Origin of the sequence: Streptomyces pseudogriseolus (assembly GCA_002154585.1) — a bacterium.
Taxonomy (GTDB): Bacteria; Actinomycetota; Actinomycetes; order Streptomycetales; family Streptomycetaceae; genus Streptomyces; species Streptomyces pseudogriseolus.
Genome location: MUNG01000315.1, coordinates 1 through 14,640, shown reverse-complemented (window position 1 = coordinate 14,640; position 14,640 = coordinate 1). Strand labels below are relative to the sequence as shown.

At 72.6% G+C, this 14,640-nt stretch carries 16 protein-coding genes and 1 pseudogene; 12 read left to right on the top strand and 5 right to left on the bottom strand.

Translation table 11 applies throughout. From position 1 onward, the window contains the following. The first annotated feature begins 2 nt into the window (after positions 1-2). Positions 3-986, top strand: coding sequence for a P1 family peptidase (locus tag CCN29_RS25215; RefSeq protein WP_086684647.1), 984 nt, complete (start codon positions 3-5; stop codon positions 984-986). Here the strand turns inward: CCN29_RS25215 and CCN29_RS25210 are convergent. Together CCN29_RS25210 and CCN29_RS25205 are read right to left on the bottom strand one after the other, a co-directional pair. Next, on the bottom strand, positions 983-1,807 hold the full coding sequence (locus CCN29_RS25210) for a class I SAM-dependent methyltransferase (protein ID WP_086684644.1): 825 nt from the start codon (positions 1,805-1,807) through the stop codon (positions 983-985). The two genes, CCN29_RS25215 and CCN29_RS25210, sit on opposite strands and share 4 nt — an antisense overlap. Positions 1,808-1,874: 67 nt before the next feature. Further along, the gene (locus tag CCN29_RS25205; protein WP_006130965.1) at positions 1,875-2,735 is read right to left on the bottom strand and encodes a hypothetical protein; all 861 of its coding nucleotides are present in this window, start codon (positions 2,733-2,735) and stop codon (positions 1,875-1,877) included. Positions 2,736-2,986: 251 nt separating this feature from the next. Here CCN29_RS25205 and proP point away from each other — a divergent pair, with 251 nt between their 5' ends. Then, positions 2,987-4,516 (top strand): glycine betaine/L-proline transporter ProP, encoded by a 1,530-nt coding sequence (gene proP / locus CCN29_RS25200; RefSeq protein WP_031019096.1) that lies wholly within the window; start codon positions 2,987-2,989, stop codon positions 4,514-4,516. An 80-nt stretch (positions 4,517-4,596) separates the two neighbouring features. Here the strand turns inward: proP and CCN29_RS25195 are convergent, their stop codons facing one another. Continuing rightward, entirely contained in the window at positions 4,597-5,214 is a 618-nt protein-coding gene (locus CCN29_RS25195) for a TOPRIM nucleotidyl transferase/hydrolase domain-containing protein (RefSeq protein WP_006130963.1), read from the bottom strand. Between the two features lie 241 nt (positions 5,215-5,455). Between CCN29_RS25195 and CCN29_RS25190 the strand changes: the two genes are divergently transcribed. The 6 genes from CCN29_RS25190 (at position 5,456) to CCN29_RS25165 (ending at position 8,623) form a co-directional block, all read left to right on the top strand. Then, positions 5,456-6,145 carry a DJ-1/PfpI family protein gene (locus CCN29_RS25190; RefSeq protein ID WP_006130962.1) on the top strand — a complete coding sequence of 230 codons (690 nt, stop codon included), beginning with the start codon at positions 5,456-5,458 and terminating at the stop codon, positions 6,143-6,145. Positions 6,146-6,192: 47 nt separating this feature from the next. Next, positions 6,193-6,549, top strand: a complete 357-nt coding sequence (locus CCN29_RS25185) for a hypothetical protein (protein WP_006130961.1) — start codon at positions 6,193-6,195, stop codon at positions 6,547-6,549. Between the two features lie 82 nt (positions 6,550-6,631). Further along, positions 6,632-6,796: a 50S ribosomal protein L33 gene (gene rpmG, locus CCN29_RS25180; protein WP_006130960.1), complete on the top strand. Its 165-nt coding sequence runs from the start codon at positions 6,632-6,634 to the stop codon at positions 6,794-6,796. An 83-nt stretch (positions 6,797-6,879) separates the two neighbouring features. Beyond that, positions 6,880-7,137, top strand: a complete 258-nt coding sequence (locus CCN29_RS25175; protein WP_086684641.1) for a type B 50S ribosomal protein L31 — start codon at positions 6,880-6,882, stop codon at positions 7,135-7,137. A 79-nt stretch (positions 7,138-7,216) separates the two neighbouring features. Further along, positions 7,217-7,339, top strand: coding sequence for a type B 50S ribosomal protein L36 (ykgO, locus tag CCN29_RS25170; protein WP_006130958.1), 123 nt, complete (start codon positions 7,217-7,219; stop codon positions 7,337-7,339). A 219-nt stretch (positions 7,340-7,558) separates the two neighbouring features. Further along, a complete protein-coding gene (locus tag CCN29_RS25165; RefSeq protein WP_031019090.1) occupies positions 7,559-8,623 on the top strand; it encodes an NAD(+)/NADH kinase in 1,065 nt (354 codons plus the stop codon). Between the two features lie 19 nt (positions 8,624-8,642). Here the strand turns inward: CCN29_RS25165 and CCN29_RS25160 are convergent, their stop codons facing one another. Beyond that, on the bottom strand, positions 8,643-9,065 hold the full coding sequence (locus CCN29_RS25160) for a DUF6003 family protein (protein WP_006130956.1): 423 nt from the start codon (positions 9,063-9,065) through the stop codon (positions 8,643-8,645). A 337-nt stretch (positions 9,066-9,402) separates the two neighbouring features. On the opposite strand from CCN29_RS25160, the pseudogene CCN29_RS36230 reads away from it, so the two are divergent. After that, a pseudogene (locus CCN29_RS36230) lies at positions 9,403-9,627 on the top strand (DUF7019 family protein); the annotation flags it as partial. Positions 9,628-10,283: 656 nt separating this feature from the next. On the opposite strand, the gene CCN29_RS25145 reads toward CCN29_RS36230, so the two are convergent. Then, complete coding sequence (locus CCN29_RS25145; protein WP_006130955.1) at positions 10,284-10,709, bottom strand: DUF4190 domain-containing protein; 426 nt, start codon at positions 10,707-10,709, stop codon at positions 10,284-10,286. A 238-nt stretch (positions 10,710-10,947) separates the two neighbouring features. Here CCN29_RS25145 and CCN29_RS25140 point away from each other — a divergent pair, with 238 nt between their 5' ends. The 3 genes from CCN29_RS25140 (at position 10,948) to CCN29_RS25130 (ending at position 14,600) form a co-directional block, all read left to right on the top strand. Further along, positions 10,948-12,036 carry a LacI family DNA-binding transcriptional regulator gene (locus CCN29_RS25140; RefSeq protein ID WP_006130954.1) on the top strand — a complete coding sequence of 363 codons (1,089 nt, stop codon included), beginning with the start codon at positions 10,948-10,950 and terminating at the stop codon, positions 12,034-12,036. Between the two features lie 339 nt (positions 12,037-12,375). Continuing rightward, positions 12,376-13,617 carry a sugar ABC transporter substrate-binding protein gene (locus CCN29_RS25135; protein ID WP_031019086.1) on the top strand — a complete coding sequence of 414 codons (1,242 nt, stop codon included), beginning with the start codon at positions 12,376-12,378 and terminating at the stop codon, positions 13,615-13,617. Positions 13,618-13,622: 5 nt separating this feature from the next. Next, a complete protein-coding gene (locus tag CCN29_RS25130) occupies positions 13,623-14,600 on the top strand; it encodes a carbohydrate ABC transporter permease (RefSeq protein WP_086684639.1) in 978 nt (325 codons plus the stop codon). Positions 14,601-14,640: the final 40 nt, after the last annotated feature.

The window sequence follows — 14,640 nt, the reverse complement described above, 5'->3', positions numbered from 1 at the left end:
AGATGTGTATACGAGCCAGCCTCAACGCCCTCACCGACGTGCCGGGGGTTCGCGTCGGGCACACCACCGTCCGGAGCCGCCCCGTCGTGCACAGCGGGGTGACGGCCGTCGTGCCCGACGGTGTGCGGCCGGGGGCGCCGCTGCCTGCGGGCGTGTTCGTCGGGAACGGGTACGGCAAGCTCGTCGGCGCCACCCAGCTCGCCGAACTCGGCGAGCTGGAAACCCCCGTGCTGCTCACCTCCACGCTGTCCGCGTTCAGGGTCGCCGACGCCCTGGTCGGGTGGGTGCTCGGACAGCCGGAAAACGACGAGGTGTTGAGTCTCAACCCCGTCGTGGGGGAGTGCAACGACGGCTACCTGTCCGACATCCGGAGCCGGCCCGTACGCGAGGAGCATGTGCGGGCCGCGCTCGACGGGGCGTCGGCGGGGCCCGTGGCCGAGGGGTGCGTCGGTGCGGGGACCGGCACGGTCGCTCTTGGGTTCAAGGCCGGCATCGGCACGTCCTCCCGCGTCCCGGAGGTGGCGGGCCGCCGCTTCACCGTGGGCGCGCTCGTCCAGGCCAACTTCGGCGGCGCCCTGCGCGTCCTCGGGCGCACGCTCGCACCCCCGACGCCCAGCCCGGGGGACGCCGGGCCGCCCGCCGAGACCGGATCCTGCATGATCGTCGTCGCTACCGACGCCCCGCTCGACGCCCGACAGCTCACCCGCGTCGCCCGCCGCGCCGTGTTCGCCCTCGCCCGGACGGGCGCCGCCTACAGCCACGGCAGCGGCGACTACGCCGTGGCCTTCACCACCACCCGCCCCGGCACCGCGCCCCCACTCGCCGACGCCACGCTGAGCCCTCTCTTCGAGGCGGCCCTCGACGCAGTGGAGGAGGCCGTCCTCAACTCCCTCCTCACCGCCACGACGACCACCGGCCACACGGGCCGCACGGTCCCCGCACTGTCCGCGGACCAGCTCCTCACAGACATGCGGCTGGACAGCTAACCCTCCCGCCGGCCCCACACCATCGCCATCCCCGGACCCACCTCCGCCAGCCGCGGTGACTCGAGGTACGCCAGTGCCTCGTCGATCACCCGCGCGTCCACCAGGCCCGTCGCCTCCAGTTCCGGGCGCATGCGTTGCCAGGTGTCCGACCAGAAGAGGGCCGCCGGGGCGCCCGGGAGGAGGGGCGGGCAGACCACTTCCGCGCCGATGTCGCGCAGGCCCTCCTCGCGGAGGTAACGCGGGTACGCCGGCACCTCCGTGAGGTCGGTGCCGATCGTCGCCCAGAGTGCCGCCCACATGGCGTCCATCGTGCGCCGGTAGGGGGAGGAGCGGTCGAGGGTGTCGGGGAGTTCCACCGCGTCGCCGAGCACGAGCACGCCGCCCGGGCGGAGCAGGCCCGCGAGCCGGTGGACGAGCCCGCGGCGGCCCGGCAGGTGCATCAGCACGAACCGGGCGTGCACCAGGTCGAACCTGCCGGGGTCCAGGTTCTCGTCGGTGATGTCCGCGGTCAGCACCCGCAGCCCGGGCAGCTCCCAGGCGGCCAGGGCGCGGGAGTCCCGGTCGAGGGCGACGACCTCCTCGACCCCGGCCTCCTCCAGCAGCCATCGCGCGACGGTCCCCGTGCCCGCCCCGACCTCCAGGCACCGCATGCCCGGACCCACGCCCAGCTCCCGCAGCCGGTGCGTGGTGACCGGGTCGTGGACCAGCGCGGCGGCGTCGATGCGTTCCGACTCGTGCGGGTCCTCGGGCGGGAAGAGGTCGCGTCCGTACCGCCCGGCGGGCACGTCACCGGTGTCTCCGCCGGCGCCCGGGGACGGCATGCCGCGCTCGCCCGCCCCGTCGTCCGGGCCGTCCGCACCCGCCCGATCCCTCACCCGCGTGCCCCGGTCAGTTGATCCCGCTCGGCGTCGGCGACGGCGTGCGCCCCGCGAGCACTTCCTGGAGCCGCTGCGTGCCCTGCTCCACCGCGGCCGACGTGGTGTCGTGGTCGGCGCCGTCGAGTCCGCCGTTGGTGACCGTGATCGCGTCGGCGCCGATCTGCACGACGGCCACGTCCAGGCTCAGGGTGACCGGGTCGCCGTTGCTCTCGCCCTTCACCGTCACGGTCAGGCCCTGCCGGTTGTCGCCGGCCTGCGGCAGCGACGTCTCGATGACCTGGACCGTACGCTCCCCGGCGTCGCCACCGGTCAGCGTGAACTGGTCGCAGGTGTCGGGGAGCTCGCTCAGCCACTGCATGGAGTCGTCCAGGTCCGCCTTGTCGTACGCGGCGACCTGGTACAGCAGCCGGGAGTCGCCCTGCTGGAAGCCGGTGACGGCGGACGCGCCCGTGGGCTTGCCCAGCAGCGTCTCGTCGAACAGCGCGTCGACCAGGCGCTGGCAGTCCTGCGTGTCGCTCCTGCCGTCGACGAAGGCGGCCACGTCGACGCTGCCGACGAGCAGCGAGTCCCGCCACTCGCTCGGGTCCCGCACCTGCGTCCAGTCGTCCTCGATGTCCGCCGGGGTGATCAGCGCGTTCCGTGCGCCCTCCTCGCTGAGGTCCGACGGCGAGGCCGAGGCGGAGGGCGACGACGCCGAGGGGGAGGTGGTCTGCGCGGCGACGCCCCGCTCGGCGACCGTGGACGAGGCGTCCGCCTCGGGCGAGGCACTGCTGTCCGAGCCGGAACAGGCCGCCGTGGCGAACAGCGTGCCGGCGGCCAGGGCGGCGGCCAGGACGCGGGCCGGCCGGACGAGCGGGCGAGGGGTGGTCACGTGTGCCTCCTGTGGGACGGATGGGACGGACGGTCCGCCCGGTGCCGACCTGCACCGGGCACGCTTGCTCCCCCGCCTCCCACCGCACCACCGCTCGGCCCGCGCGACCAGCGCAGCGGAGGCATACAGGTGAGACCGCAGGGAACACGGGCCCGTGGCCCCGGCCGGGCACACCCCGGAACCGGCGGCCGTCACGACCCCAACGGGCGCCCCCGCCACGGCGCCCGCACGGGAACGCTGTTACGTTCCCGTTGCACCGTTCTGTCCCGGAAAGGAACGAAGCCACGTCCCCCACCGACAACGGCCGGACCCCGCCGCCCGAGGCAACCAGGCGCCACCCGACCCTGTTCCGTGCCATCCGCCGCCGGCAGAACCCGCCGCTGAGGCGGTCGGACATCACGGTGACGGACGAGCGGGCGGTCAAGCGCGCGGTGAAGGCCGCCTCGCTCGGCAACGCCATGGAATGGTTCGACTTCGGGATCTACGCCTACCTGGCCGGCACCATCGGCAGGGTCTTCTTCCCCTCGGGGAACGAGACGGTGCAGCTGCTGTCCTCCTTCGCCACCTTCGCCGTGGCCTTCCTGGTGCGCCCGCTGGGCGGCATGGTCTTCGGACCGATGGGCGACAAGATCGGCCGTAAGAAGGTCCTCGCCCTGACGATGATTCTCATGGCGATCGGCACGGCCGCGATCGGCTTGCTGCCGTCGTACGCGGCGGTGGGCTTCTGGGCGCCGGCGCTGCTGATCCTCTTCCGGCTGCTCCAGGGCTTCTCCACGGGCGGCGAGTACGGCGGCGCCTCCACCTTCATCGCCGAGTACGCCCCGGACCGGCGGCGCGGCTACTTCGGCAGCTTCCTGGAACTGGGCACGCTCGCCGGGTACACCGGCGCGGCGAGCCTGGTCGTGGCGCTGACCGCCTGGCTCGGCAGCGACACCATGGACGCCTGGGGCTGGCGCATCCCCTTCCTGGTCGCCGGCCCGCTCGGCATCGTCGGCATCTACCTGCGGCTGAAGCTCGACGACACCCCCGCCTACCTCAAGCTGGGGGAGGGCAACGTCCACGTCTCCGACGCCGCGAACCACGTCGAGACCACCGCCCGCGGCGACCTCGCCAAGATCTTCCGGCAGCACTGGCGGACGCTGATCCTGTGCATCACCCTGGTCGGCGCGTACAACATCACCGACTACATGCTGCTGTCGTACATGCCGACGTACCTGTCCGACGAGCTGCACTACAAGGAGTCGCACGGGCTGCTGATCCTCGTCGCCACCATGGTGGTGCTGATGCTGGTCATCAACCAGGTCGGCCGGCTCAACGACCGCTACGGACGCAAGCCGCTGCTGATGGCCGGCATGCTGGGCTTCCTGATCCTGTCCGCGCCGGCGTTCGTGCTCGTGCAGCAGGGCAGCCTGCTCGCGGTGTCGGCCGGGATGCTGATGCTCGGCCTGTCCCTGGTCTGCCTGCTCGGCACCATGTCGGCCGCGCTGCCCGCGATGTTCCCGACGTCCGTGCGGTACGGCTCCCTGTCGGTCGGCTACAACCTGTCGGCCTCGCTGTTCGGCGGCACCACCCCGCTGGTGATCACCGCGCTCATCGGCGCGACCGGCTCGGACATGATGCCCGCGTACTACGCGATGGCGGCCGCCCTGGTCGGCGTGATCTCGGTGGCCCTCATGAAGGAGACGGCGCAGCAGCCGCTGGAGGGGTCCCCGCCGTCGGTGCAGACCGAGGAGGAGGCCGCGGAGATCGTGCTCGCACAGGCGCCGACGCCGAAGTTCTGACGCGGGCCGCCTCGTGACGGAGAGGGGTGGGGGCGCGCCCCCGCCCCTCACGCACGCATGCCCGCCCAGACCCGCGCCCGTCAGAGACCGGCGAGCAGACCCTCCAGAGGCGCGGGCGCCCGCTCCTCACCCAGTGCCTCGACCAGCACCCGTCCGTAACGGATCTTGCGACCCTTCTTCGTGCCCAGGAAGCGGCGCAACTGCTGCTGCGAGGGCCGGCCCTGCTGCGCGGGCTGCCGCAGGAAGGTGTTCAGGGCGCGGAACTCCCCCTGCTCCCGGACCAGTTCGGTCACCCGCTCCGCACCGAGGGCGCGGATCAGCTCGTCCTCCAGGTCCGCCGCGCAGACGAAGAGGCCGTCGCTCCCGGCGCCCGCCCGCTCCCAGCCCCGCGCGTAGAAGCCGAGCTCGCGCTCGTCGCACAGCCCCGTCAGACGCAGGCCGAGTCCACGGGGCCCGAGCAGGGCGGAGAAGCGGCCGACGTTCATCGCGCCCCCCATCGGCAGCACGCAGACGCCCCCGGCCGCCAGGTCCCGGCCGTGACGCGCGGCGAGCGCGTCGACCGCGGCGGCGTCGCTGAGTCCCTCCAGCAGGACGACCGTACGGACGGACAGCCGCCCGGCCAGTTCGCGTGCCGGGTCAGCGGATCCGCCCGCCGCCCACGAAGTCGCCGCGTCCCGGAACGCGTTCATGTCGCTCATACGGCGAGTCTTCTCCGGCCGCGGTGACTTCGGTACCCGTTTTCCGCCCACGCGGAGAGACCGGGGACGGGCTGGGGAGGGACAGGGGAGGGACCGGGAAGGGGCAGGGCGCTGTTGGCGGAAACCCGTGGACACCTGGCACGGACACCCATGGGCCCCCGCGCGGCGGCTCGTTAGCTTCGGAGGCGTCCGCGTCCGACCGGACCGGAGACCGGACGCCCCACCGGAGGTACGTCGCCCCATGCATGCCCAGATCGTCCTGTTCGACGGCTTCGACCCGCTCGACGTCGTCGCGCCCTACGAGGTCCTGTACGCGGGAGGCACCGCGTCCGGCGGGGCGCTCACCGTCGAGCTGGTCTCCGCCGAGGGCCCGCGCGAGGTGGTGAGCGGCACCGGCGCCCTCACCCTGCGGGCCACCGGCACCCTCGACCCCCACGCCGCCGGCGTGGTCGTGGTCCCCGGCGCCTCGGGCCGGGTCGGCGAACCCGGCGAGGTGCCCGACGTCGACGCGGGGACGGGGGAGTGGCGGCAGGACGAGTTCGTACCCGTCCTGCTGGGCCGCGCCCTGACCACCGCGCTGCCCGCGCTGCTCAAGGAGGCGCTGGACGACCCGGCGGTGACCGTGGCCACGGTGTGCGGCGGCTCGCTGGTGCCCGCGATGGCCGGCCTGTTGGAAGGCCGCCACGCCACGACCCACCACCTGGGCATCGACATGCTCGACGCGACCGGCGTCCACGCGGTGCGCGCCCGTGTCGTCGACGACGGCGACCTGGTCAGCGGCGCCGGCGTCACCTCCGGCCTCGACCTGGGCCTCCACCTGCTGGAACGGGAACTGGGCCCGCGCATCGCGCACGCCGTGGAGACCCTGTTCGCCCACGAGCGCCGCGGCACCGTCTGGCGGGCCACGGGTCCCGAACCGGCCGCGCTGTGACGCACCGCCCCGCCTCTGTCCGCACCCACCCCAGGAGCATCACGCACATGAACGCCGACACCGCCACCGACACCGACCGCACCGCCTCCCTCGAAGGCGTCTGGGACCTGACCATCGCCACCCCCGTCGGCCGCATCAGGGCCGTCGTCGCGTTCCGCCGGCAGGACGGCTCGCTCGTAGGCGTCGCGTCCGGCGCGGGCGAGGACGTACCGCTGAGGGACATCGCCGTCGACGGCCCCCACGTCACCTGGAAGCAGTCCGTCACCAAGCCCCTCCGGCTGAACCTCGCCTTCGCGGTCGACGTGCACGGCGACACCCTGGCGGGCGCCTCGCGGGCCGGCCGGCTGCCCGCCTCGAAGGTCACCGGGACACGCCGGACGACGCCCGTGGGGGAGGCGGAATAGGGGACCGGGGGGCGCTGTTACACCTGCTGCCTGACATGCGCGAGTCATACGACTCGGGCGATGACGGCGGAAGGAGCACCTCATGGCACGCAGCACGGCACGCCCGGTCGTCAAGCTGAAGTCCACGGCCGGCACCGGCGTCACCTACGTGACGCGCAAGAACCGTCTGAACGACCCCGACCGGCTGGTCCTGCGCAAGTACGACGCGGTCGCCGGACAGCACGTCCTCTTCCGCGAGGAGCGCTGACGCGCGGACCGTCGCGCGAGGACGTCGACACACCCCGTTTCCGCCGCCGCTCCCGGCGGCGGAGGCAGCGAGAAAGGACACCCATGAGGCACGGCATCCACCCCGTCTCCCGGCCGGTCGTCTTCCGCGACCGCGCGGCAGGGTTCCAGTTCCTGACCCGCTCCACCCTCGACTCCGACAGGACGGTCGAGTGGGAGGACGGCACGACGTATCCGGTCGTCGACGTGGAGATCTCGTCGGCGAGCCACCCGTTCTACACAGGCACCGCCCGTGTCCTCGACACCGCGGGACGCGTGGAGCGCTTCGAGCGGCGCTACGGCGCCGCCCGGGCCCGCGGCTGACCGCTCCGGCCGGCCGCCGACCGGCTGTCCGGCCGGGACACCCGGCCCCTCACCGGGGCTTCCCCACCAGGAGTACGTGATGAAGGTACGCAAGTCCCTGCGCTCGTTGAAGGCCAAGCCCGGCGCCCAGGTGGTGCGCCGCCGGGGCGTGACCTTCGTGATCAACAAGAAGGACCCGCGCTTCAAGGCCCGCCAGGGCTGACGAGCCGCAGGTACCCACGACGTCCGGACGGCCCGGCACCGCACACGCGGTGCCGGGCCGTCGGCATGGCCGCGCGTCTTCGCCCGGCTGTGCGTGCGCCCGGCCGCACGCCCGCCCGGCCGTGCGGGGTCCGCGTCGCGCCTTCAGGATGGGAGGGACGTCGCGGAACCGGGCGGACGATGCCGTCCTGGCGGGGCGAACGGCAGCCGGGAGGCGGACATGACGGTGAACCGGGTCGGCATGGTGGTGCACGGCGGACGCCCCGAGGCGGTGGCGGCCGCCGGCACGGTCCGGGAGTGGTGCGCGGAGCACGGCATCGCCTGCAAGGACGTCGACGTGTGGGCCGACGGCGGCCGGCACAGCGCCCGCCAGGAGGTGGCCGCCGCGGGCGACCCCGACCTGGTCGTCACGCTCGGCGGCGACGGCACGTTCCTGCGCGGCGCCCGGCTGGCCGCCGCCGCGGACGCCCTGATCCTCGGCGTCGACCTGGGCCGGGTGGGCTTCCTGACGGAGGTGCCCATGACGGAGGTGCGCGCCGCGCTGGACGCCGTGTACGAGGGGCGCCTCGACGTGGAGGAGCGGATGCTGCTGACCATGCGCGCCTCCCGCCGCCTGGAGGTCCCCTCGGACATCGAGGCGCTCATGCGCTACGGGCGCGGCCCCCTGCTGCCGCCGACCAGCGTGCGCCCCGACTGCGAGACGGGCGGCGAGTGGGGCGTCCCGCTGGACGTGGCCGCCCTCAACGACGTGGTCCTGGAGAAGCTCGCCCGGGACCGGCAGATCTCCGTCGGCGTCTACATCTCCGGCCGGCTGCTCGCCTCGTACTCCGCCGACGCGCTGCTGGTGGCGACCCCGACCGGCTCGACGGCGTACAGCTTCGCCGCCGGCGGGTCGGTGGTGTCGCCGCGCGCGGAGGTGCTGGTGTTCACGCCGGTCGCGCCGCACATGACGTTCAACCGCTCGGTCGTGGCCGCGCCCGACGAACCCGTCGGACTGCGCATCCTGGAGCGGTCCGGGCGGGCGGCCGTCAGCGTCGACGGCCAGGTCCGCGGTGTCATCGGCCCCGGCGACTGGATCGGCGTGTACGCCTCACCCCGCCGGCTGCGCGCCGTACGCCTCGGCCCGATGGACTTCTACGGCCGGCTGCGCGAGCGGATGAACCTGACGGACGCGCCCGCGGCGGTCGCCGACGGCACGCCCGCCCCGCTGTGGCCGGTGAGCAGCCCCCCGCCGGGCGACCTGGCCCACCTCGCCATGCCGGAACGCCCGGTCGCACGGCCCTGACGCCGGCGCCTCCAGGCACTCAGTGGACGAGGGCCTTGACGGTCGTCAGGTCCTCGCCGGTCAGCTCGGCGATCCGGTGCGCCGGCACCCCGGCCGCCACGGCACGGGCGAGCAGCGCCTCGCGGCCCTCGGCGCAGGAGCGGTAGGCGAGGAGTTCCTCCTCCATCCGCGCGACGTCGTACGGGGCGTTGAGCTGCCGCACGCGGCTCAGCTCCTCGTCCCCGAGCGGAACGGGCAGCCGCTCGGCGCCCTCCGGAACGGCCGAGGTCTCCTCCGGCGGCAACAGCCGCAGCCCCGGCGACGTCACGGTCACCCCCTGCGCCTCCAGCCACGCCCGCACGGCCGGGGTGTCCATGAACGCCGCGTCCTCCACGGCGGCGAGCGGCACCCCCAGCGACACGGCGGGGTCGTCGAACAGCACGATGTAGGCGTCGTCGGTCATGGTCGGTACCTCCTGCAAGGGCGTGTGGTCCCACTTCGCGTGGTCCCGCTCCGGTGGACCTCCCTCTACCCCTGATCCTGCGGTCCACGACCCGGCGTCACCCCCGAGGGGCGAAACCCGCGCGAACGGGTGCTGTACACGCGGCCGTGTTCCATACTGATCGCCCAGCGCCTGTGGGGAGGGCGCGTGGTGACGTACCGGTTCTACCTGTACATCACGACGTGAAGGTCGACATGCTGCCGGCGCAGCTCGCCCCGTCGGCCTCGCCCCGTCGGCCGCGGCCACCCGGACCACGGAGGTCGGCGTCGACCTCTAGTTCGTCAACGGCAGGCGCACGGTGGAGACTTCGTGCGACGCCGCTCCCGTCAGCCGTCTGGAGAGGGTGCTCAAACGGCTGGACAAACAGGACGCCGTCGGCACGGTGGAAGAGCCGGGCCCGTTCTTCCGGGGACGCCTGCCGATGCGCTGGGGAGCACCGGCCCACGGGGACGACACCTCCTGAATGTTCTTCGCGGGCCGCACCGCGCGTACGGTCGTGGCGCTCGGCGGCTCCACCCGCCACGTGCTGGGCTCCACGGACGACACCGCGAACGGTGCGCCGGCGAGCCGGTCGATGACGGGGATCGGAGGCATCCTTGAAGTATCCCAGCAGCCAGCCCCGGTCCAGTGCGGCGTCCTTGCCGGCGTTGCCCACGGCCCTGCGAGATCGTGGCAGCATGTGCGGCATGAACCGTATGACGACGTACCGAATGGCTCATGCCGCGTAGACGGTCAGGACAGATTCGTGCAGGTTCCCCTGCCGGCCACCGGACGACGGGGACAAGGCCAGTCATCGACGGCCTGTCCTCCCGCGCACTGTCCGAGATCATCTGCCTTGAGCACACCCGTAACTATCTGCAACCCGGCGACGTCGGCGCGGCATTAGGCCTGTGGAGGGACTACGTCCACCAGCCCGAGCGCGTTCTGTGGCACGACTACGAGAGGGGCAGCAACGCGCACTGGTACTGCTGCGGCGATCCTTTCGAAGCCCGAGCCCTTCTTGACACCGTGATGCAGGCTCTGTCGCCACCGAGCGCCCGCCAACTCCGACGGATCGTCAGCCGATCGGACGCCGTCTGGAACCTTCCGTCTCCGCCTTACGAAGCGGACGGGAGATAAAGGACGCATACGAGAAGGGCGCGGCACCCCCGCCGCGCCCCACCTCGCCCGTACCGGCCCCTACCGCTCGTCGACCTCGCGGTCGAAGTCCCGCGCGCAGTCCTGCCGGTCGCTCTGGCTGTTCGCGTGCTCGACGCAGTCCTGGTAGTCCTTGAACTCGTCGCTGTTGACCACGGCCACGCCCAGCGCCAGCAGGACCGACGACACCACGAGGGCCAGCGCGCCCAGCACCGCGCCGATGACCGCCATCGTGCCGTTCGTGGCCACGCCTCGTCTGCTGCGCCGGAAGCCGAGCACGCCGAAGATCACGGCCAGCAGGCCCAGCACGATGCCGCCGATCGCGGTCCAGAACAGCAGCGCGCCCACGATGCCCAGGACCAGCGCCGCGATGCCGAAGCCGTTGCGCCGTTCGCCCGTGCCCGCCGGTCCGGCGTGCCCCGTCGGCTGTCCGTAGCCCGTTCCGTCGTGTCCGTGCGTCGAAGTCATCCGCGTTCCTTCGGTGTTGAGGGTGCGTCAGTCGCCTGTGTCCCGTCCGTGTGCCCGGACCCGCCGCCCCCATGCCGACCCCCGCCGTCACCGGGGACGGCGACGCCCGCGGTGCGCCGGTCGGCGTGACGCCGGACACATGTCCGAGCGCCCCTGTCTCGAATTCCGCCCTTGTACCCTGACCTGCACCCCCCTACGATGAATGCGCTTTCATCGCATCGACCCAGGGATGCCCCCGATGAGTACCGCCCCCACGGTGTACGACGTCGCCGAACGCTCCGGCGTGTCCATCGCCACCGTGTCCCGCGTCTACCGCAACCCCGACTCGGTGCGGGCGCAGACCCGTGAGCGGGTGCTCGCCGCCGCGCGCGACCTCGGCTACGTGCCCAGCGGCAACGCGCGCGGACTCGCCAGCCGCTCCACCGGCGTCCTTGGCCTCTGCTTCCCCGACTACGCCGACCCGGACACCGACGCCGAGGACGACGACGCGGCGATGCTCTACTCCGACCAGATCATCCGCGGCATGGAGCGCGCCGCCCGCCGGCACGGGTACGCCCTGCTCATCGCCGCCTCCCTCAAGGGCGGCCCGGAAAGCCTCGTCGCCAAGGTCGCCGGGCGTGTCGACGGCTTCGCCGTGCTGGCACGCACCGTGCCCACGGAGGAACTCGAGGGCATCTCCCGTCGCCGCCCCGTCGTCATGCTCGCCGGGCCCCGCGAGGAAGGCGACCACCTGGACCACCTCGACCACATCGAGGTCGCCAACTTCGACGGGCAGCGGGAGCTGACCCGTCACCTCGTCGAGGACCACGGCCTGCGCCGCCTCGCCTTCGTCGGCTCCGCCGAGGAGTCCCCGGACGTCGAGGCCCGCTTCCAGGGCTTCCTCGCCGCCTGCCGTGCCACGGGCGTCGAGGTCCCCGACGAGCCCGCCGTGCGCGCGGTCATGATGACCCAGGCCGAGGGCGCCCGCGCCGCCGACGCCCTCTGCGACCGGGACGGCGGGCCGCCGCAGGCCCTCGTCTGCGCCAACGACCAGATGGCCGTCGGCGCCCTGCACGCGCTGGAGCGGCGCGGCCTGGCCGTGCCGGACGACGTGGCCGTCACCGGCTTCGACGGCATCCCGCTCGGCCGGCTCGTCCGCCCCACGCTCACCACCGTGCGCCAGCCCATGCTGCGCATGGGGGAGGAGGCGGTCGAACTCCTCGTACGCCGCCTGAACGGCACACCCGACGCCGACCCGGTGTCCCTGATGCTCCCCGTCACCGTCGCCCGCCGCGCCAGCTGCGGCTGCGGGCCCGAGGAGCAGGCCGCCGTCGCCATCGGCGCCTGACGGTCGCCCCCGCCACAGGTGAACGGCAAGCGCCTGAACGCCTCCACCACACCCCGTTCACCACACCCCCACGGGACGTATCTCACACCCGCTTCCGTACGCCCCGCCCCCGACCTAGGTTGCTGACAGGGCCCTGTGCCCGTCACCGGGGGTGTCCGCCTGTCGCGGCTCGCAAGCGCGCGCAGGTGAACGCCCCCTTTCCGCGCCCGGCAAGGCGCCCCGCAGCCGTTACCGGAGTGTGACCCAGCTCCCCCTTGTCACGGCGGAGCCCCTCCCGCAGAGTCATGTATGCGCTTACAGAATGCGCATACATCGGGAACGCTCGAGGAGGAGCAGTCCATGCACCGCGCCACACCTGCCGCGCTCGCCCTCACCGTGGCGTCCGCGCTCACCCTCACCGCCTGCGGCGGCTCCGGTGGCGCGGACGTGGACGCCGACGCCGAGCAGACGCTCACCGTCTGGGCCATGGGCACCGAGGGCGAGAAGCTCGCCGAGGTCGCCGACGGCTACGAGAAGTCCCACCCGAACATCACCGTCAAGGTGACCCCGGTCGGCTGGGACGTGGCGCACCAGAAGCTCGTCGCCGCGGCCGCCGCCGGCAAGCTGCCCGACGTCATGCAGATGGGCGGGACCTACCTCGGCGAGTTCGCCGACATGGGCGTCCTCGAACCGGTCGACACCAAGACCGTCAAGGAGGGCGACTTCTTCCCCGCCGCCTGGGAGCAGGCCTCGTACGACGGCGAGACGTACGGCGTGCCCTGGTACGTCGACACGCGCGTCCTCTTCTACCGCACCGACCTCGCCCGCAAGGCCGGTCTCACCGAACCGCCCGCCACCATGGACGAGCTGCTCGAGGCCGCCCAGGCCTACCAGGACAAGGCCAAGACCAAGTGGGGCCTGTCCGTCCAGCCCGGCGGCCTCGACACCGTGCAGAGCTTCTACCCGTTCCTGTACTCCGCCGGCGGCGAGATCATCGACGAGGACGGCAAGGCCGCCGTCAACAGCCCCGAGGCGGTCAAGGCGCTCGAGACCTACGGCGAGTTCTTCGCCAAGGGCGTCAGCGAGAAGGCGGTCCGCCCCGGCTACGACGTGACCAAGGACTTCAACACCGGCGACGTGCCGATGTTCTTCGGCGGCCCGTGGATCATGTCGCTGCTCGACGAGAACTACCCGGACGTCAAGGGCAAGTGGGCCGTGGCCCCCGTGCCCGCCGACAAGGAGTCCGTGTCCATGGCCGGCGGCTCCAGCCTCGCCGTGTCCGCGGACAGCGAGCACAAGGCGGCCGCCCAGGAGTTCATCTCCTTCCTCACCGACGCCAAGGGCCAGGCCGACTGGTACGAGCGCACCCGCGACCTGCCCGCCAACCAGCAGGCCTGGACGTCCGGCGACCTCGCCACCGACCCCAGGCTGAAGGTGTGGCGCGCCCAGATGGAGACCGCCAGGACCACGCCCTCCCAGCCCCGGCTGACCGAGATCACCTCCAAGGTGGACTCCGCCATCGAGTCGGTCACCCAGGGCAAGTCCGGTGCCAAGGCCGCGCTGGACAAGGCGCAGGCCGAGATCGAAGGACTCGTGGAGTAACCGGCATGCCCTCGCTGACCAAGACGGCCGCCGACCCCGCGGCCGCGGTGACCACAACCGGCCCGGACGGGCCGCCGGGAGACGCGCGGCGCGCACGCCGCCCGCTCGGCCGGCACAACCTGTACGGCTGGCTGTTCTCCATGCCGTTCCTGGTGCTGTTCGCGGTCTTCATGGCCTTCCCGATCGTCGCGACGCTCCTGATGAGCTTCACCGACTTCGGGGCCCGCCATGTCACCCGCCCGCTGGAGGCGGAGTTCGTCGGCCTGGAGAACTACACCAAGCTCTTCGAGGACGACCGGTTCCTCAAGGCCCTGTTCAACACGGCGTACTTCGTGGTCGTCGGCGTGCCGCTGACCGTCCTGCTCGGACTGCTCGTCGCGATTCTGCTGAACAACGGCATCGACCGCGCCCGCACGTTCTTCCGGGTCGGCTTTTATGCCCCCGTGGTCACCGCCATCGTCGCGGTCGCCGTCGTCTGGCGGTTCGTCCTCGACCCGTCCGACGGTCTGATCGCGGGCCTCGCCACCGAACTGGGCACGACCGCGCCGGACTTCCTCGGCTCCGAGACCTGGGCCATGCCCTCGCTCATCGCCATGGCGGTGTGGCGCAACCTCGGCACCGTCATGGTGCTGTTCATCGCCGGCCTCCAGGCCGTCCCCGCGGACGTGCGGGAGGCCGCCCGGCTCGACGGCGCGGGCGCCTGGCAGGAGATGCGCCGCATCACCGTGCCGTTGCTGCGGCCCACCATGCTCTACGCCACCGTCATCACCACCATCGGCTACCTCAACGTTTTCGAGGAGCCGTTCGTGATGACCCAGGGCGGCCCGTCCGACGCGACCCTGACCGTGTCCCTGGACATGTACCGCGAGGGCTTCAACTTCTTCCACATGGGCTATGCGAGCGCCATGGCGTACGTGCTGTTCGTGGTCGTCATGGGCATCACGGTGCTCCAGCTCCGACTGCTGAAGGACAACACCCGATGAGCGCCCCCACCGCACCCCCGCGCCCGGCGCCCGCACAGGC